General features: G+C 69.6%; 22 protein-coding genes and 1 pseudogene. 18 read left to right on the forward strand and 5 right to left on the reverse strand.

Annotated features, from left to right (window positions below; all coding sequences use genetic code 11):
• The first annotated feature begins 537 nt into the window (after window positions 1-537).
• From OG446_RS10105 to OG446_RS37155, 4 genes and pseudogenes are all read left to right on the forward strand, one after another.
• Window positions 538-1,134 (forward strand): hypothetical protein, encoded by a 597-nt coding sequence (locus OG446_RS10105; RefSeq protein WP_328893706.1) that lies wholly within the window; start codon window positions 538-540, stop codon window positions 1,132-1,134.
• Between the two features lie 153 nt (window positions 1,135-1,287).
• Window positions 1,288-1,926 (forward strand): LysE family translocator, encoded by a 639-nt coding sequence (locus OG446_RS10110; RefSeq protein WP_328893707.1) that lies wholly within the window; start codon window positions 1,288-1,290, stop codon window positions 1,924-1,926.
• A gap of 382 nt (window positions 1,927-2,308) precedes the next feature.
• The gene (locus OG446_RS10115) at window positions 2,309-2,686 is read left to right on the forward strand and encodes a nuclear transport factor 2 family protein (RefSeq protein WP_328893708.1); all 378 of its coding nucleotides are present in this window, start codon (window positions 2,309-2,311) and stop codon (window positions 2,684-2,686) included.
• Between the two features lie 30 nt (window positions 2,687-2,716).
• Window positions 2,717-2,840: pseudogene (locus OG446_RS37155) on the forward strand (IS5/IS1182 family transposase); the annotation flags it as partial.
• A 15-nt stretch (window positions 2,841-2,855) separates the two neighbouring features.
• Here OG446_RS37155 and OG446_RS10120 read toward each other — a convergent pair.
• On the reverse strand, window positions 2,856-3,236 hold the full coding sequence (locus tag OG446_RS10120; RefSeq protein ID WP_328893709.1) for a YybH family protein: 381 nt from the start codon (window positions 3,234-3,236) through the stop codon (window positions 2,856-2,858).
• Window positions 3,237-3,305: 69 nt separating this feature from the next.
• Between OG446_RS10120 and OG446_RS10125 the strand changes: the two genes are divergently transcribed.
• The gene (locus OG446_RS10125; protein ID WP_328893710.1) at window positions 3,306-3,743 is read left to right on the forward strand and encodes a winged helix-turn-helix transcriptional regulator; all 438 of its coding nucleotides are present in this window, start codon (window positions 3,306-3,308) and stop codon (window positions 3,741-3,743) included.
• Window positions 3,744-3,763: 20 nt separating this feature from the next.
• On the opposite strand, the gene OG446_RS10130 is transcribed toward OG446_RS10125, so the two are convergent.
• From OG446_RS10130 to OG446_RS10145, 4 genes are all read right to left on the reverse strand, one after another.
• Window positions 3,764-4,102 (reverse strand): hypothetical protein, encoded by a 339-nt coding sequence (locus tag OG446_RS10130; protein WP_328893711.1) that lies wholly within the window; start codon window positions 4,100-4,102, stop codon window positions 3,764-3,766.
• A 271-nt stretch (window positions 4,103-4,373) separates the two neighbouring features.
• A complete protein-coding gene (locus OG446_RS10135) occupies window positions 4,374-4,862 on the reverse strand; it encodes a hypothetical protein (protein ID WP_328893712.1) in 489 nt (162 codons plus the stop codon).
• Window positions 4,863-5,003: 141 nt separating this feature from the next.
• The gene (locus OG446_RS10140; protein WP_328893713.1) at window positions 5,004-5,378 is read right to left on the reverse strand and encodes a hypothetical protein; all 375 of its coding nucleotides are present in this window, start codon (window positions 5,376-5,378) and stop codon (window positions 5,004-5,006) included.
• A gap of 947 nt (window positions 5,379-6,325) precedes the next feature.
• Window positions 6,326-7,144, reverse strand: a complete 819-nt coding sequence (locus OG446_RS10145; RefSeq protein WP_328893714.1) for a class I SAM-dependent methyltransferase — start codon at window positions 7,142-7,144, stop codon at window positions 6,326-6,328.
• Between the two features lie 56 nt (window positions 7,145-7,200).
• Between OG446_RS10145 and OG446_RS10150 the strand changes: the two genes are divergently transcribed.
• The 13 genes from OG446_RS10150 (at window position 7,201) to OG446_RS10210 (ending at window position 17,657) form a co-directional block, all read left to right on the forward strand.
• The gene (locus OG446_RS10150) at window positions 7,201-7,917 is read left to right on the forward strand and encodes a GntR family transcriptional regulator (protein ID WP_328893715.1); all 717 of its coding nucleotides are present in this window, start codon (window positions 7,201-7,203) and stop codon (window positions 7,915-7,917) included.
• 612 nt (window positions 7,918-8,529) lie between these two features.
• Window positions 8,530-8,796, forward strand: coding sequence for a DUF6284 family protein (locus OG446_RS10155; RefSeq protein WP_328893716.1), 267 nt, complete (start codon window positions 8,530-8,532; stop codon window positions 8,794-8,796).
• The gene (locus OG446_RS10160) at window positions 8,793-8,987 is read left to right on the forward strand and encodes a hypothetical protein (protein WP_328893717.1); all 195 of its coding nucleotides are present in this window, start codon (window positions 8,793-8,795) and stop codon (window positions 8,985-8,987) included. The genes OG446_RS10155 and OG446_RS10160 overlap by 4 nt, the downstream gene beginning before the upstream one ends.
• Window positions 8,984-9,841 carry a DUF2637 domain-containing protein gene (locus tag OG446_RS10165; RefSeq protein WP_328893718.1) on the forward strand — a complete coding sequence of 286 codons (858 nt, stop codon included), beginning with the start codon at window positions 8,984-8,986 and terminating at the stop codon, window positions 9,839-9,841. The genes OG446_RS10160 and OG446_RS10165 overlap by 4 nt, the downstream gene beginning before the upstream one ends.
• Window positions 9,841-10,179, forward strand: coding sequence for an RRQRL motif-containing zinc-binding protein (locus tag OG446_RS10170; RefSeq protein ID WP_328893719.1), 339 nt, complete (start codon window positions 9,841-9,843; stop codon window positions 10,177-10,179). The genes OG446_RS10165 and OG446_RS10170 overlap by 1 nt, the downstream gene beginning before the upstream one ends.
• A gap of 29 nt (window positions 10,180-10,208) precedes the next feature.
• Window positions 10,209-10,766 (forward strand): hypothetical protein, encoded by a 558-nt coding sequence (locus OG446_RS10175; RefSeq protein ID WP_328893720.1) that lies wholly within the window; start codon window positions 10,209-10,211, stop codon window positions 10,764-10,766.
• Window positions 10,767-10,828: 62 nt separating this feature from the next.
• Complete coding sequence (locus tag OG446_RS10180) at window positions 10,829-12,949, forward strand: ATP-binding protein (RefSeq protein WP_328893721.1); 2,121 nt, start codon at window positions 10,829-10,831, stop codon at window positions 12,947-12,949.
• 203 nt (window positions 12,950-13,152) lie between these two features.
• Complete coding sequence (locus tag OG446_RS10185) at window positions 13,153-13,764, forward strand: DUF6197 family protein (protein WP_328893722.1); 612 nt, start codon at window positions 13,153-13,155, stop codon at window positions 13,762-13,764.
• A gap of 34 nt (window positions 13,765-13,798) precedes the next feature.
• Entirely contained in the window at window positions 13,799-14,080 is a 282-nt protein-coding gene (locus OG446_RS10190; RefSeq protein WP_328893723.1) for a hypothetical protein, read from the forward strand.
• Between the two features lie 85 nt (window positions 14,081-14,165).
• The gene (locus tag OG446_RS10195; protein WP_328893724.1) at window positions 14,166-14,897 is read left to right on the forward strand and encodes a DNA methylase; all 732 of its coding nucleotides are present in this window, start codon (window positions 14,166-14,168) and stop codon (window positions 14,895-14,897) included.
• On the forward strand, window positions 14,894-15,751 hold the full coding sequence (locus OG446_RS10200; RefSeq protein ID WP_328893725.1) for a bifunctional DNA primase/polymerase: 858 nt from the start codon (window positions 14,894-14,896) through the stop codon (window positions 15,749-15,751). The genes OG446_RS10195 and OG446_RS10200 overlap by 4 nt, the downstream gene beginning before the upstream one ends.
• Window positions 15,748-16,122, forward strand: a complete 375-nt coding sequence (locus OG446_RS10205; RefSeq protein WP_328893726.1) for a hypothetical protein — start codon at window positions 15,748-15,750, stop codon at window positions 16,120-16,122. The genes OG446_RS10200 and OG446_RS10205 overlap by 4 nt, the downstream gene beginning before the upstream one ends.
• Entirely contained in the window at window positions 16,119-17,657 is a 1,539-nt protein-coding gene (locus OG446_RS10210) for a YfjI family protein (protein WP_328893727.1), read from the forward strand. The genes OG446_RS10205 and OG446_RS10210 overlap by 4 nt, the downstream gene beginning before the upstream one ends.
• Window positions 17,658-17,692 lie beyond the last annotated feature (35 nt).

Below are 17,692 nucleotides of genomic sequence, written 5' to 3' on the forward strand. Positions count from 1 at the left end.
GGGCACAGCCCGCCGGGTTCAGCCGTACGCCCCTCGGAAGCCCCTCGAAGAGTGCGCCGCCCGGTTCCTGCTCCAGTGACGCGATGCGCCGGGAGACTGCCTACTGCGTGTAGTTGAGGCTGACCGCCGCCTTGGCGAAGGACCCCGCCCCGGCCACGTTCACCAGCAACACCGCAACCGCAGCGGCAGCCGCAGCCGCAGCCGCAGCCGCAGCGCGTCAACCTCGAACACGGCACCCACCCTTCCGTTCCGCGCAATCCATTCCTCAGCCGCATGACTCCCATGCGATCCAGTCGCTGGTGGAATGCATTGCCTCGCCCTAGCGTCGAGGGGGCGGCCGCGCACCGGACGCTTCGACAAGCCTGGGGCCCTGTTTTCCCCAGCCGGACGAGGGGAAGTGCCGTGTTACGCAGAACCCAGCAGGTCAGGCGGACGACGCGTACGAGGAGGCACGAGTGTGACTCCTCAAGCTCGGCAACTCGCCGCGCTGACCACCAGGCCCCCGTTGCGAACCGCCCGGGGCGCGCCCGCGCCCTGGTGCTGCCACTGCTCACGGTCGTCACCGCGGCTGTGCTGCTCAGCGCCTGCGCGGGAGCCGGCTCCGACCCGGTCAACGGCGGCGCCACACCGGCCGCACAAGCGACCTCGACGGCAACCACGTCTCCGTCCCCGACGCCGTCTCCGACCGCGACCCCCACACCGACGACCCCCGCCGAGATCGCCGAGGCCGTCACCAGTTGGTACACGTACGGAGGCGAGACGGCGATGGTCAGCCTGATCAAGGAATCGGTGAAGGCTCAATCAGGCAGGCCCAGTGCCGACATGGAGCTGGTGACACTGGATTTCGGCGGTCTCATGGACGCGCTCACCACGGCGCGGTCGTTCAGTTCCCTCCCCGACCCCAAGACCCGGACGGCCTGGTCGGGCGCCATCGACCAGCTCGAAGCGGGCGCGCTCGAGGTCCTCGATTCGGCGCCGGAGGTCGGACTGATCCAGTCGCCCCAAGAGACCGGGCAGGCGTTGCGGGGATGGCACACGTTCGACGAAGGAATCAAGAGCCTCAAGGCCGCCCAGGCACGACTCCACCGCGCCTTCGGCCTGAGCCCGTCTCCGGACCCGTGGGAAGAGAGGTAGCCCCGGGCGCTGTCCTCCGGCGGATCACGCCAGGGCTGCCGCCGTCATCCACTGCTGTCCGAAGCCCGCCTCTTCGGAGCAGAAGCTGCGCAGCTCAAGTTCCACCACACCCGCTGACAAGCCAGGCGATCCGGCGAGATAGGCTGGCATTCCATGGCAATAAGCTCCGCCCTGTGGTCCTTCGCCCTAGTTGTAGGGCTTCTCACTCTGACTCCCGGACTCGACACGGCGCTGATCTTGCGCACATCGGCCCTCGGCCGGCGCAGGAGGGCATGGGGCGTCGTCCTCGGAATTCAGACCGGCACCCTGGTGTGGGGTGCGTTCACCTCCCTCGGAGTGACCGCGCTTCTCACAGCCTCCCACCTCGCCTACACCGCGTTGCGGTGGATCGGCGCCGCCTACCTGATCTGGATGGGGGCCCGCATGCTGCGGGACACCTTCCGGGGCCTGCCCATGTCGGACGCGGACGATTCGCTTCTGGCCGCCGGAGCGGACGCGGTCAGCGGCGGCTGGCGGCAGGGGACGCTCACCAACCTCCTGAACCCGAAGATGGGCGCTTTCTACGTCGCCGTCCTGCCTCAGTTCGTCCCCCCGGGCACCGGCCACTTCACCATGGGGCTCCTGCTCACCACGGTGCACATCGTGATCGGCCTGCTCTGGTCTGCCGTCCTCATCGGCTTCGCTCGTGTCCTGCAGGGCTGGCTCCGCAAGCCCCACGCCCGCCGTCTGCTCGACCGGATCACCGGCACCGTCATCGGCGTGTTCGGCATCAAGCTGGCACTCACCAACTGACAACTCGTCAAGATTCAGTAATCTGCCGCCCGGCGCTGCTGCGGGACTGCTGCCCCCCGTCGCTGTTGTGGGATGGTGACGTCAGGTTGGATGGCCGCATGGAGCACTGCGAAGCTGAGTTGTTCACGGATGGTGGAAACAACGCCATGGTGCGCCTGCCACCCCGCCGACCTGAGGAGATGAGCGCCAGGGGAACATCACCGCTCACCTCGGCACCCGTGGTTGACCGTCGTTCCCCGTCACGCCGGGCACGAAATCGAGCACGGACACCTTCTGTTCCGTATCTCTGGCCTTACCGCCCTGTGACCGGGCTGGTTCACCGTGATCGGAAGACGGCTTGCGGGACGAGCGCGGTCCGCGAGACGACTGGTATTACTGGTGCATGCAGGAAGAAACCGCGCGGTCCGCGATCGACACGTTCATCTCCGCGTTCAACGCCTCGGACGACAGTTATGTGACTGAGCTCCTCTCCCAGGCCCTGACCTCGGACGTGGTCTTCTGGGGGCCGTTGGGCCGCAGCGAAGGGATCGAGGCGGTCGAGCGGTTCGTGCTGGACATCCGGCGCCACCCTGCGGGGACCGGCACGATGGTGCGCTGCTCGGCGGTGGACATGCCTGACGAGTGGGCCCGGTACCAGTGGGTCTTCACCACGCCGGATGGAGGCCCCCGTCTGGCGGGAACGGACGTCGTCCATCTGCGGCGGAACCTCATCGACCAGGTCATCGTCTTCGCGGGTGAGATCGGCCCGTCCGCCTCCTGAGTCATCCTTCTCTCGCACCACCCTTCTCCAGTAGAGCGAACCATCAACGCGATGAAGAACTCCGGGGCCGCGACTACCACGGTTCAACAGACGCGCCTACGTCTTCCACGGCACAGTCACCGTCGCCGCGATCGGACTCTGGCTCAGCCCGTGATCCCCCCGCGCCGTATCAGACCCCGCCGAAGGGACTGTCGATCGCATAACGCCAGTAGCCGTCGACTCCGCGTCGGGCCACATCCGTGGCCGTGCCCGACACCTTGCCTTCGATCTCCCAGTCAACAATCAACAGGGCGATGTCACCGGCAACGTGAACGCGTCGGGGGCGTACGGAGATCGGCAGGCCGAGGCCGAGAAACGGTGCGTTCTGGCGGGCGATGTCGCCCGTACCGCGCACGGCAACCCCGGACTCCGGCACAAAGACAGCCTCCGCCTCGTACAGTTCCTGTACTGCCTGGGCGTCACCGTCATTGAACCGCTCGGCAAAGGCGGCAGGCACGTCCTGCGCACGGGTCGGAAGCGGGCGGGCGGACTCAGCGCCGGGATGTGTCATGGTGGCGTCTCCTGTCTCGATACGTGTCGGGTGGGCGCCCAGATCACGGCAACGGTAGGAGACGCACTCGTGACTCACCGAACGGTAGGTCACGCCCCACCGCCCGCCTCGCCCCCCGGCCTGCCCGACGACCGACACACGCAGGTCACCACTCCCACACCGACCTGCCCCGTGGAGATCACCCTCGCAGCTCTTCACGGCCGCTGGACCACCCTCGTGGTGCGCGAACTGCTCCGCCAGGAGCCACTCAACTACAGCGACCTGGCCACCTGCCTCCCCACTCTCTCCGACAAGGTACTCAGCGACCGGCTCACCCAACTCGTCTCGGCAGGCGTGGTGCAGAAGCACCGCACAGCAGGGTGGCCGCCCACCGTCAATTACCGGCTCACACCGCACGGCCGGCAGTTGGGCCCCGTGCTGCAGGCACTGTGGGACTGGGGCGCTGACGCACCGACTCAGCAGGCCACGCCCTCGCGTCCCCGGCACGATCCGCCGGACAGGCCCTAGCCGGATCGGCCGGCAGCGGGCTACCCGCTGAGCGCTTCCACGACGTAGAGGAAGAACTTCAGGCCGAAGACGGCGACGACGCCACATGCAATGACCCCGAGCGAGCAGACCAATGCGATCACGGTCATGAACCGAGCCCACCCGAGAGCCCTGGTGTAGTCGGTTTCGTCATCCCAACCCTGATCAGACATGTTGGTGTCAGTCGCTGATGTCATCGCCAGACGGCGGGCCGAAGGCAGGAGCGCGGGAACAGCCAGAGCCGGGAAGCATGCCCCGCGGAGCAGAACGCAGCCGGGTGCCTTGATGCCGTAGAGAAACGTGTAACACCCCAGCGCCGGAGCGGCAGCGACCCGGAACATGCCTGAGCACCCGTTGACATCAGACCTGGACGCCAAAGGGCCCCAACCATGATCGGTCGGGGGCCTTCGTACTGGTGGGCGCGGACGGTTTCGAACCGCCGACATCTGCTTTGTAAGCCTGCCGCCACGTGTGGATATGTCCTCGCTGGTCATCGCGTGCCAGGCGACGAGCCTCTCGACGGGCGTTCACCTCGCGGCGGGCTCCGGGTGTCCGCGGTTGACCGCTCGATCTGGCACGCAGCTGGCACGAGAGCGCGCCGAAGCCAGGGGGTCAGTCGTGTCGCGAAGCTGATGTGCGGATGCCAGGGCCAAGGTCGGTAGAAGCCGTCAACAACTGGGCTGCCACTTGTAGCTCGCGTTCCCATGCCGGGAGGTCGTCCGGTTCGATCCATTCGCTGTACTCCGCTGCGACAGAGAGGAACTGCGTCTCCTCCTGGGTGTGTGCCGTGACGGTCATCGAGAGGCCGTCACCCACTTCCTTGGGACTCAGCGCGCCTTGCACGAGACCGAACGCGAGGCTCACAAGGAGACGTCGGCCGGCCGTCTCCTCGTCAGGAAGAGGCACGTCGAGCTCGCTCAGCGCCTGGACGTACAGCTCGCGGAGCTCGGTCGCATCACTCCGGCGCGACAGGCCCGCCAGCTCACGCAGGGCAGGAGAGTCGTGCCCGTCAGCTAGCGCGTGTGCAGCGAGCATCGGAAGATCCTCAGGGCGGAGTACCTCCGCCACGTACTGCCAAGCGCTGCCCTGCAACCGGTCCATGACGGCCATCGTGGAGGGCGCGAGGCGTTTTGGCCAACAGATTGCCGTTCGGCTCGGATACCTCGGCGGCTTCCCTCTCCCATCCCGCCCCAGCGGCCGTGGGCTACTGCCCAACGCTCGTGTAGGGGCTGACCGCCCCCCCTATCCGATCAGGGCGGGGTCAACGTGCTGCGGTGCGACCGGTCCGGCAACGAGCGCGGCGGCGGTGACGCCTACGAAAGCGCGTCGTCTCACATCTGCCTCTTCGTGGTGCTCGGGCCGGATCCAGCCCGGCGGGGTGGTGAACCCTAGGTCCTCGGGCCAGCGGCCGAGCGCGTCGTGTATGACGATCGCCGTCTCTTCGGCCGGCCATCCGGGGCGGTCGCCTTCCCAGCGCCGCCAGGTCCGCGCGGACACGGTGAACTGGCCGTCGTCGAGCAGTGCTTGCCCGTGCTCGGTGATGGCCGCGGCGGCAGCTTCGATGGTCCGCCACCCGGTGCGTAACCGTGCCGCCCTCAGCGCATCGTTACGGCTCATGTGCCCAGTCTGAGGTGTCATCGTCCGCGCTCCTGGCCATGGCCGCTGCGTGGCCACGCGTGGCCATCCGCCGACCTATTACCCACTCGACGTGCACGCACATCATCAGGGTGTGACCGCGGGCGCGTGCAGCGAACTGGCTGAGTGCCCCTCAATCGACGTAGGCCGGGGGCCGACCCATGACGATGACGCTCAAGGTGTACGAGGTGAACAGAGCGGGCACCGTCCGCGTGTTACGGCCGACCGCGCCGGTGAGGCCCGTCGCTACGGCCGAGCCGCGGTCCGCGTACCCGGACTGCGAGTGCCCGCGCTGCCTGCCCCGTCACGACGCCGCGTACCGGACACTCCTCGGCCACACCATGCAGTGCGCGACCTGCCGGGCCGGAGCAGTCTGCGTCACCGCGGTCCAGCTCGGCCGGGCATGGAGGGACGCCCGATGATGTGCGCCCGCTGCGACAAACCAATGGCGGCCGAGGAGTCCGTCCCGTACACGATCCCGGGGGCGACCGGGCCCGGCGTCACAATCCTCGTCCACCGCGTGGTGTGCAACATCCCGCGGACGAGCCCGCGCTCGTACCCGAAACCCCGCTGACTCCCTGCCCCGCACCTGAGGCCGGCGGCGGCCGGGGTCCGGGGCAGGGTCGTGTCCGGACGAGGTCGGCGAGGTCCACGCCGATCGCGTCAGCGATGAGCAGCAGGTGGTCGAGGAGCGGCGGCATCCCTGTGGCATCGATCATGGAAACGGCCCCCCGGTCCGTGTGGACCGAGGGGCCGAAACAGGCTCTCACCTGCCGCTATCTACTGTGGGCGCGGACGGTTTCGAACCGCCGACATCTGCTTTGTAAGTTCGCCTGGAAGCCCTCACGAGCTGGGCCAAGGCGGCTTTTACCGCGCTGCGCTATGCGTGGAAGTGCTCCCGGGTGCTGTGGCGTACGCCCACGTTGCCGTCACTGACTGCCGTCAGGAACCCTGCCGACGGCAAGGAGGTGAGAGCTGGCAGCGAGCAACTCCGGGTACGGCTCTGCCATCCGCGCCGCCGCCATGGCAGAGGCAATCAGGTCATCCGTCGGCCCGTCGCCCGGCTGCTGTTCAGCCGCCTTCACGAGAGACCACGCCGGTCCCTCGATACCGAAGACCTGAACATCCTGGAGACCCGCGGCAACCAGTTCCGCCACGAGCTCTTCGGCTCGGTGGAAGTACGACAGGGTGAATCCCCGCACGCCGTCGTAGACAGCCGTCTCCAGGATCTTGGAGACGGACGCATGGATTCGTTCGGTGTGCAGGTGCGCGTACGTCACGTGCTCGAAGAGCGACGCATAGCGATTGATCGCGGCGGCGGCGACCAGCCCGCCCGGCTTGACGACCCGGGAAGCTTCCGCCAGCGCCTGTTGCCGGTCGGCGGGGTCGGGCAGATGGTAGAGCGGCCCGAGGAGCTGCACGACGTCGAAGCTGTCGTCCGGCTCGGAAAGGGCACGCGCGTCCCCAACGGTTGCTGAGCACACTGCCGACGCGGCCTCAACATGACGAGGCACCGGGTCCACTAGGGCGACGTCGTAGCCGTCCTTCACCAGCCACTCAGCATGAATCCCGGTCCCCCCGCCCACGTCGAGCACACGCGCCGGCGCGGGGGGCAGAAAGCGTCGGAGGAGTTCTTGGGTCCTGGCCAGTTCCATCCGACCGTCTGCCGAGCTGCGCAGGCGGCTGTCCTCGTTGACCGTCTCGCCATAGAACCGCATCACGGAGGGAGCCAATTCGAGATTCGACATGGTCGCAGTATCGTGTGTACCGGTGGACCAGTCCAGCGCAGGAATTAGGAGAAACCATGGCAGTCCTGAAGTACGAAGAGATCGCGGAGTTCCTGCGCGCCCGCATTGCTGCTGGTGAGATCACCCCCGGGGAAACGATCCCGTCGGGCCGCGAGCTGGCCGAGCAGTGGGACGTGTCACGGGCTACCGCCATCAAGGCCGTCGATGTTCTGCGGAACGATGGCGTGGTCGTGGCCAAGCAGGGAACCGGTTTCGTCGTCACGGAAACACCCGTGGCACGTCCCGCCGGCGCTCGCCGCGCAGGGTCGGCGCGCATCCTGGGCGGCATGCCGTTCCTGCGCGTCGGTACGCCTGACTGGGCGGAACCCCCCGCTCACGTCGCCGCCGCCCTCCGCCTCTCCCCCGGAGCTATGGCGCTTCGGCGCGTTCGCGTCCTCCAGCTCCCGGACGGGACCCCGAACAGCTGCGTTGAGGCGTGGTTCCCGCCGGATATCGCGGAGGTGGCACCACGCCTTGCCGACACCAACCCAATCGCCGAAGGCACGACGCGCTACGTCCGACGTCAGACCGGGCGAGGCCCGGCCGAAGGCGTGGACGTCACCACCGTGCGCCTCGCGTCGGAGACGGAGGCAGACCGCCTGGGGGTGCCGCAGGGCACGCCGGTCGCTGTACTGCTGCACACGGCGTACGACGAGCAGGGACAGCCACTGGTCTGCGAGGAGGGCGTAACGCCATCCTCATCCTTCGAGCAGGTGGACACCTACGCCATGTAGGCGCAACACAAGCCACAGAGGCGGCTGGACCGGTCCACCGGTTCAGCTTTTTTTGTTGCCTCGAAAGCGCCTCCCACCTGCCCCTTTCATCGCGCCAACGTGACGGCGCACAGATTCATCGCTTGACTGGACCGGTCCACCGGTCCAGTCTCTTGTTGTGGCCATCGCCCGATCCGGAATCTCCGGAGGAGGCCGATTCCGTCACGCCAAAACTCAACAGCGTGATCCACCGCAGTACGGCGGCCGTGACCGTTCCGGCCGAGGCGAGTGGAGACCAGCCGACCGAGAACCGGCCCCCTTCACACCGGGGCCCACACCCCCTGACCGGGGAACGCCATCGGCTCTAAGAACCGCACGGCACCCATTCGAAACTGCGACGACTTCCGGGATCTCGGACCTCCCCGGAACGAGCAGCGCCGCGCGACATCAGGAGAACCGAAGCACCAGCACTCACGGTGCCCGGCATTCGGGCCCGCCTCTTCGGCGGGCTGCGGTGCCGGGTCGCCGTGGTCGCTCGTGACCACGAACGACCTTCAGACGGCTCGCGGCCCCGGTGGTGAGACACCGGGGCCGCTGTTCTGGGCCGTCCACCGACTAAGGAGAAAACGACCCATGAAGACCATCGCTGCACTTCAGGCCACTGTTACGGCCGCCTCGCTCGACTTCGAGCCGTCGGCCGCAGAGCTGGACGCGATCGAGCTGGAGATGCCGCTCATCCGGGCGGAAGTCGAGTTGCTGGATGCGCAGATCATGACCATCGACCGGCCGGCGAACGAGCTGGACGTACGGCGCGTTCGCCGGGCCCACAACCGGGTCATGGCGGCGCGGCGGGACCTCATCAACCGCGCCGCGTCGCCCCTGACGGGCGGTGCGGCATGAGTGCGAACTCCACCACCCAGCGGGGCGCGCTGGTCGTCGTGTTCGTCGGCATCGCGCTGGCCTTGGCCGGTGCGGGTCTGGCGTCCCTGCTGGATGAGCCGTCGTGGCGCTGGCTGGCCACGTGCGGCGTGCTCGTCCAGGTCGTCGGCTGGGTGCGCTACGGCCGTGCTGGACGGGGCGGTGCGGAATGAACCTTCACCGCAAGGGGCGCGCCGCCCTGGTGCTGGCCCTGGTCGCCGTTGTCGGCATGGCGTTCCGCGTCTCGTGGAACGCGCTGCGGGACGTCGCCCGTGCGATCGGCGCGGACAGCACGGCCGCGCTGCTCTACCCGTTCGTCGTCGATGGGCTCATGGCGCTGGCGCTGGTCGCCACGCTGGTGCTGACCGACCGGGCGGACAAGCGGTTCGCACTGCGGGTCCTGGCCGCCTACACGCTGGCCTCACTGGTCTTGAACTACGTGCACGGGCTCGTTCCCGAGCTGCACGGCGGTTCGGTCGACTGGGGCCGACTGGCCGACTGGGACCCCGCCAACTGGGCGCTGGTGCTGCTCGCCACGTCGCTGCCGGTCGGCTCGATCTACTTCGGATCCGATCTGGTCGCCAAGGTGCTGCACCACCGACCGATCGAACCGGCCCCGATAGCCGTTTCGGTCGATACATCAACAAATCGGTCTACTCCTGACCTGGGAGAGTCGACTCCCGTCCCGGTTCCGGCTGCTGAGCTCCCGGCGGCGCTGCCCGCCCCGGTGGTCGTCGATCTGGTCAAGCGAACCGAGCCGATCCAGGTCCGGGCGGTGGCCGCTGAGTCGGTTCGTCCGCGTCGGGCGACCGGCCGTGTCCCTGCGGTTGCCCGATCGAGTCGACCGGCCCGCACCGCTGAGCAGCTGCTCGATGAAGCCCGATCGGCTACTGCCGACTGGTCGGTTGAGGATCTGACGGCTGAGGGCATCCGCAAGGCCGTCCGCACCTCCCCCGCCAAGGCCCGCGTCCTGCGCGAGACCCTGCGCGGCGAGCGGTCGGCCGCACCGGTCGACGCAGTCGCGTAATGGCCACGCTGCCTGAATACCGGTGGCGGCTGGCCCCGGACGGATACGCCACGCGCAGGCAGTTGCGGGCGTTGGGGCTGCGGCCCGGCGGACAGGACGTCGCCGCCGTACTCCACCGCCCGCGCCGCCGCCGCGCCCCGCTGGTCGCCTACCTCTACCGCATCGACCACGCCAAGCCCGTACGCCCGATGACACCGGGCCGTACGGCCGCGCTGGCCAAGGCCATGCGGGCTCGCCGCACCTGCCCGAACTGCCGCCGCGATGCCGGGTACTGCATCCCGCCGTCGCTCGGCATGTGCGTGCCCTGCCACGATCTGGACACCGATTCCGCCGCCTGAGCTGCGGCGATGAACGGAGACGAGACGTAGTGAAGCTGACCATCACCACCCACAAGCTGCCCGGCTACCGGGCCACCCTGAAGACCGCCCAGCGTCTGGCCGAAGAGGCCGTCCGCGTCGTTGAGCGGGCGGTGTCCGGCCGGATGCCCGACGTGCAGGTCGTCCTCACCTCGGAACGGCACCTGGCCGACGTGACGACCGCCGCCGAGTTCGCAACCGCCGAGTGCACCGACAAGCGGGTGCAGTCCCGTGCTCTGCGGTTCGAGAAGCGCAAGGCACGCGACACGGCCGGCCGTGCGATCCCGCTCGCCGACGGCGGGGTGTTGGTCGTCATCAATGTCGATCAGCACCCCAACGAGGCGACGTTCGCCATCACGCTCGTGCACGAACTGGTCCACGCCATGCAGACCAGCCGCAAGGACGTCCGCGAACGCCTCATCGCCGGTATCCGCAACAACCTCGGCATCGAGCGCATGTCCCGCCGCCAGTGCCGCGAGTACGACCGCTGCCTTGAGCAGGAAGAGCGCGAGGCGTACGGGTGCGAGTACCTCGCCAAGCGCGTCGTCCCCTCCGCCGCAGCAGCCTGACCCACCCCACCACTCCACCCCTACCGCCTCTGACCCAGGGGCAGTTGACGGGAGACATCAGCATGTCCGAGAACGTCATCAATCTCTTCAAGGACCCCACCACCGCCCCCGAGACGCCCTCACCGGCCCCGGCGGCTGCTGTAGCAGCGTCGGGCGCCGAAAGGCCGTCTGTGCCGCTGTGGGTGCGCTCCGCGCGGGGTATCCGCACGGTGGCCACCCACGACCACACCAAGACCGCCTGCCGCGCCGCCGCCCGCCACGGTCTGTACGTCGTGGGAGGGACGCGGATCGTGGCCCGTCGCACGTGGGAGGGCCGTACCGCCTCCCGCTATGAGCGGCTGCTCCGGGCGGCGGAAGCCGCGGGGAACATGGACGCGGCGGCCGAGTGGGAGGAGCGCGGGCAGCGCTTCCGTCAGGAGCGCCACCGCCGCCGCATGGACCTGCTCACCGCCCCCATGGACGCCGCCCGGGGCATCGCGGCCGGCGCCGCCATCGGGGCCGGTGGGCTGCTGCTGCTGGGCATCATGCTGGCCGTTGCGAACAAGGACTTCAGCGACATCGCCGCGCCGACCATGGCGCTGGTCGAACTGGTCCGGTGGGTCATCTTCATCATCACCGTGACCTGGGGACCTTTGATGACCCTGGGCCCGTGGGCGGTGCTGTTCGGTCTGTGGGCGGTGGGCAAGAACCAGCAGGCCGCACCTCAGTGGGCGCTGCCCGCCAACGTGCGTTCCAGCGAGGGTGAGCCGGTCACTCCGTCCATCGTCGTGCTGGCCCTGCGCAACCTGGGTATCGCCCCGCTGCGCAACGCCATCAAGGACATGGGCGACGCCGGCGCCTCGATGCTGGGCCCGATCCGGATCGCCGGATGCGGCGTCGAAGTCGACGTCACGCTGCCGTCCGGGGTGTCCACCAACGAGGTGCAGAACCGGCGGCGCAAGCTCGCCGAGAACCTCAGCAGGCATGAGCACGAAGTGTTCATCACCATCCCCCAGGCCGCGCGCACGGTCCGGCTGTGGGTCGCGGACAGCGGCGCCCTGGACGAGCCGATCGGCCCGTCGCCGCTGACCACGGACGACACCCTGACCGCCGATTACGCCAAGGGCCGCGCCCCGTGGGGTCAGGACCTGCGCGGCGACGCGGCCGCGATCAGCCTCTACCAGCGCCACCTGCTCATCACTGGGCTGTCGAACCAGGGCAAGACCGCAGCACTCCGCGCGCTCGCGCTGTGGCTGGCCCTGGACCGCTCGGTGGAGTTCCGAATCGCGGACCTGAAGGGTGCCGGGGACTGGGCGATGTTCGACGGCCTGGCCACGGTGCTGATCCAGGGGCCGACCGACGACCACGTCGTCGACACGACCGAGATGCTCGAAGACGGCGTTGCCGAGATGGAGCGCCGCCTCCAGGCCCCGCCCGGAACCGTGTTCCCCCCGCTCGTGCTCCTGGTCGACGAAGCGCAGGTGGCGTTCATGTGCCCGGAGGTGGATGAGAAGAAGCGGCCCTACGGCGGGTCCAAGGCCACGTCCCGGTACTTCATGGCCGCGCGGAAGATTCACAACCAGGGCCGGGCGGTCAACGTGACGCTGTGGCAGGGGACGCAGGACCCGACGGATCAGAACCTTCCCAAGCTGGTCCGCGAGGGTGCCCACACCCGCGCCTCCCTCGCTCTGGGCACCGAGTCCCAGGCCCGCATGGCGTTGGGTGACAAGGCGGTTGACGGCGGCGCCGCGCCGAACCTTCTCCGTCCCGGCCTGGACAAGGGGACGTTGGTCGTCGCGTCGGACGGCATCGCGATCCCGGCTGGCCAGGCATCCATCACGGTGCGCACGCACTACATCGACAACGAGACGGCCGCGCAGATCACCGCCCGCGCCCGGGCCCTGCGTGACGGCGTCACCACCCTCCACGTCATCGACCGCGACGAGACGCGGGACCCGCTCGCGGACATCGCCACGGTCATCGGGGACACGAACCGAGTGCTGACCCAGGACGTGCTGCAGCGGCTCGCGGTGCTGTCCGCCGACAGCTACGGGAGCTGGACGCACGCCGACCTCAAGCGCGTGCTGGACGGCACGGCCGCCGAGCCCTACAAGTCGGACGGGCGCATGGTCGTCGGCCGCGAGCGCATCGCCCGCGCCCTCGCCAACCGCGACACCGACGGTTCCGCTTCCGCCGCCCAGTAGAGGGAGGCGCACCCGGGGCGGGTCAGGGAGGCAGGGAGAACTCCCTGCCCGCCTCCCTGACCCGCCTCCCTGTACCTGACCTGCGCAAATGATGTTCAGGGAGGCAGGGAGTCGCCGCAGCTCAGCACCCCTGAACCCCTCTCCACGCGCCTCCCGATGGGGGTGCTTCTGCCTCCCTGACCCAGCAGAGGACGGGATTCCGCATGCTCCCCGCAACCACCCTTCACCGGCCCGCACGGCAGCCCACAACCACCCCGCAGCCTGCCCCGGTTCCGGCGCCGCTGGCCGACTTCGACGCCGCCCAGCTCGTACGCGATATCGAGCAGTACCTCGCCGCCCGCGGCCCCAGGACCGCGCACCCGCTGGTCACCAAGACCACCCAGGAGCTTGTCGCTGAAGCTCTCGGCACCAGCGCGCCAGCCACCTCCCCGGCGCTGGAGTTGCCCGGCCGGGTGCTGCGGGTCCTGCCGGACTGGGTGCTGCGCTTCCCGGCCGTACGGCGCCGCCACACCACCGCCCGGGCGGTGACCGTCGCGGAGCACCTGGAGCTCACCGCTCTGGTGATCGAGCGGTACGGCTGGGCCCAGAGCACGCACCGCACCCGCTCCGGGCGCCGCTGCATCCTCGGCGCGCAGGCCGTGCTCTATCGCCTCGGCATCGGCGACGAGACCACCGTCGCCCGTGCCGGCCAGCGCATGCAGTCCGTCCTGCGCGCTCACGGCTGCACCCTGCCCTACCACCGCTGGAACGACATGCCCGACCGCACACAGGGCGAGGTCATCGCCCTCATCCGGGCCGCCTCCCGCACGGTCTGACCGCCCGCTTCACGTGACTCACGAGGAGAACCGCATGGCTGTAACCCACGTCCTGTGCTGGATCGCCGTTTGCGACGTCTGCGGCGGCAGCGCCACCGAGGAAGGGAGCGTCCCGCACCTCGACAGCCCGATCGAGGCCATCGGAAATGCCACTGCGTGGGGCGACGACACCGTCGGCTGGACCATGGCCCCGGACGGACGTCTCGTCTGCGACGCCGTTTTCGACCGGGCGCACGAGGCCGTCCACGAGGCCGCCGGCAAGCGCATCCCCGAGCCCGGCCGTGACGCCATGAGCGTCACCTTCACCCCCGCCTAGACACGGCTAGGGCGGCCCCCGTCTCGGCAAAGTCCGGGGCCGCCCTGGTCTCCCGCTCAACTCACGAGAACTGGAGACACCCAGCATGACCCAACACGTCCCGATCCGGCGAGCAGCCGACCACCGGCCCGCCTTACTGGATCTCTTCTCCTGCGCCGGCGGTGCGGCCATGGGCTACCACCGGGCAGGGTTCAAGGTGACCGGCGTCGACATCGTCGACCGCCCGAACTACCCCTTCGCCTTCCACCGCGCCGACGCCCTCGAATACCTCGCCGCGCTCATCGCGTCCGGGGAGATCGGCCAGTACGCGGCCGTGCACGCCTCCCCGCCGTGCCAGGCCGGATGCGCCCTCACCGTCGGCACCAACGCCTCACGCGGCTGGGGCCGGGATCACGTCCAGCTCATCCCCGAACTCCGAACCCTGCTCGACACCACCGGCCTGCCCTACGTGATCGAGCAGCCCAACGGAAAGGCCCCCGTGCGGGCCGACGTGCGGCTGTGCGGGGAGATGTTCGGTCTCGGGGTACTGCGCCACCGCGTCTTCGAACTCGGGCGCTGGACCGTCCCTCAGCCCGCACACCCGCGCCACCGGGGGTACGTACGCGGCTACCGCCACGGCATCTACCGCGACGGCCCCTACGTCGCCGCGTACGGGGCCGGTGGCGGCAAGGCCACCATCCCCGAGATGCAGACTGCGATGGGCATCACCTGGACCGAGGTCCGCGAGGAACTGACCGAGGCCATTCCCCCGGCCTACACCCAGTGGCTCGGCACCCACGCCCGCCACCGCCTCCGCGCCACGGCGGTGGCCGCATGAACACCCACCTGACCACTGCCCTGGACCTCGCCAGGCGGGGTGTGCCGGTGCTGCCGCTGCGTGCGGGGAAGGTGCCGTTCGGGAACTGCCGGGCCTGCCGGGGCAACGTCTGCGGTGGCCGGCCGAACATGAAGGTGCCCGGGCCCTGCGACTGCCCGCGTGTCTGCCACGCCTGGGCCGCCGCGACCGCCGACCCCGCCGTTCTCACCGGACGCCCGTGGGCGCCCGTGTGGGAGCAGACGCAAGCAGTGGCCTACCACCCCGGCGGCGCCGGACTCACTGTCGTCGACCTGGACGATCCCCAGGCCGTCGCCTGGGCCCGCGAAACTCTGCCCGCGACCAGGACGGTCCCGACCACGCGCGGCGAGCACTGGATCTATCTGGGCACCATGCGTTCCGCGAACGCGGTCAGGTCCGGCGTGGACATCAAGTCGGAGATGCAGTACGCCCGGTGGCTCGGACCAGGAACCGGCACCATGACCCGTCTGCCGGATGCTGTCCGCGTCCTGATGGAGAGGGAAGAGACCACCCCCGCCCGGGGGGAGGTGGTCTCTTCGGTCCCCGGCCGCGCCGAGTGGGGCCGCAGCGTCGCCACCGGATGTCGCCACACCGAGCGTTACGTACGCACCGGACTGGAACGCGGGCTCGCTCTCGTGCGGGCCCGCACCGAATGCGGCGCCGGATCGCTGGCGTTCGGTGTCGCTCAGTTCCTCGCCGGACAGCACGCCACCTGCCCGGGCCCGTGCGGCCTGGAACTCCTGGGAGCGCAGATCGTCACCACGGCTGTCTCTGTGGGGGTCCCCGAGGCGTATGCGTCCAGGGCCGTCACCAACGGCCTGGCAGGTGCCGCATGAGCGCCGCCGCCCAGCCCGCCCCGGTAGGCGAGCAGTTGGGTTTCACGGGCCTGCCGGACGCTCCACAGCTCCGGCCCGGCACCGCGCACGCGGCTGTTGGGCGAAAGTCGTCGGCCGCAGGCCGTCCGCTTCATCTTGTCCGCCCTGACCCGCACCCGGCCACCAGCACCGGCCCCCGGCAGGCGGTGCGGTGGCTGCACATCATCGCTCCGCCCTCCTTCAGCGCGATCGTGTCCGCCCGGTCCTGGTGCAGGTGCGGATACAACCGCACCGCCAAGGGCCGGGCCGGCGTCCTGGCCCTGGTCGAAGCCCACACCGCCCATCCCGAACACTGCCCGCTGCTCAACCTCGAAGGGAGCAAGGCCGCATGAGCGCCGATCTGTGGGAGGGCTTCGACGCCCTGGACCCCGAGACCATCACCGGCCCCGTCTGGGACGAGCCGGTACCCCTTAACCCCCGCCGGGAACTCCCGGTGTTCCCCGTGCACGCCCTGCCCGAGTGGCTGGGCGGCATGGTGGCCGGGGTCGCCGAGGAGACACAGACTCCGGTGGACCTCGCGGGGTGCCTGGCTCTGGCCGTCCTCGCCACCGCCGCCGGCGGCCGTGCCGTGGTCAGCGTCCGGGGCCACTGGCGCGAGCCCGTGAACCTGTACACCGCCGTCGCGCTGCCGCCCGGCAACCGCAAGAGCGCGGTGTTCGGACTCATGACGGGCCCGCTCCTCGCCGTCGAGAAGACATTGGTGGAGCTGTCCGGGCCGCGCCGGGCCGAAGCCGAGACCACCGCCCGTCTGGCCCGATCGGCAGCCGACAAGGCCGCCCAGAAGGCCGCAGCCGCCGAACCCGGGCTGCGGGACCAGCTCACCGCCGAAGCCGTCCACCTCGCCCAGCAGGCCGACGAGATGGCCGTCCCCGCCAAGCCGCAGTTGGTCGCTGACGACGTCACCCCGGAAAGCCTGGCCTCCCTGGTTGCCGAGCAGGACGGGCGGATGAGCGTCATGTCCGCCGAAGGGGAGATCTTCGACATCATCGCGGGCCGCTACTCCGGCACCCCCAACATGGGCATTTTCCTCAAGGGCCACGCCGGCGACATGGCCCGCGTCAACCGGCAGGGCCGCGACGCCCAGCACGTCGAAGCCCCCGCCATCACCATGGGCCTCGCTATCCAGCCCGAAGTCCTGGACGCCCTCGGACGCGTCAAAGGCGCCGACGGACGCGGCCTGCTCGCACGCTTCCTCTACGCCAAGCCCGTCTCACTCGTAGGCAGCCGCAACCTCACACCGGCCCTGCTCCCGGAGGAGACCGCCGCCGCCTACGCCCAGCGCCTGGGCGGCCTCACCATGGCGCTCGCGGACTGGACCGACCCCGCCGTCCTCACCCTCACTCCCGAGGCCGACGCCGTACTCCTCGCCTACCAGCGGGTGACCGAGTCCCGTATCGGGAAGGGCCGCAGCCTCCACCCGATCATCAAGTGGGCCTCCAAGCGGGACGGGGCCGTGGCCCGCATCGCCGGACTCCTCCACCTCGCCACCCATCCCGACAACGGCTGGATGGTCCCGATCGAAGCGGCCACCATGGCCGCCGCCACCGAGATCGGGGACTACTTCACCGCCCACGCTCTCGAAGTCTTCGACGCCATGGGCGCCGACCCCGCCCAGGAAGCCGCCCACCAACTCCTCACTCACCTCAAGGAACAGCGCCTGTCCGGCTTCACCAAGCGCGAACTGTTCCGGGGCCTGGCACGCGGCGACTTCCCCGCCATGACCGACCTCGACCCCGCCCTGGTCCTCCTCGAAGAACACGGCTGGGTCCGACAGCACCCTCAGCCGTCCCGCACCGGGCGCGGCCGGCCGCCGTCGCCCCGCTTCGACACCCACCCCAGCGTCACCCCGCCGCTCACCAGCGGCTGACAGAAACCCCTGGACCGCTGACAGAACTGACAAAA

This window comes from Streptomyces sp. NBC_00236, from assembly GCF_036195045.1.
In the GTDB taxonomy this organism is placed as follows: Bacteria; Actinomycetota; Actinomycetes; order Streptomycetales; family Streptomycetaceae; genus Streptomyces.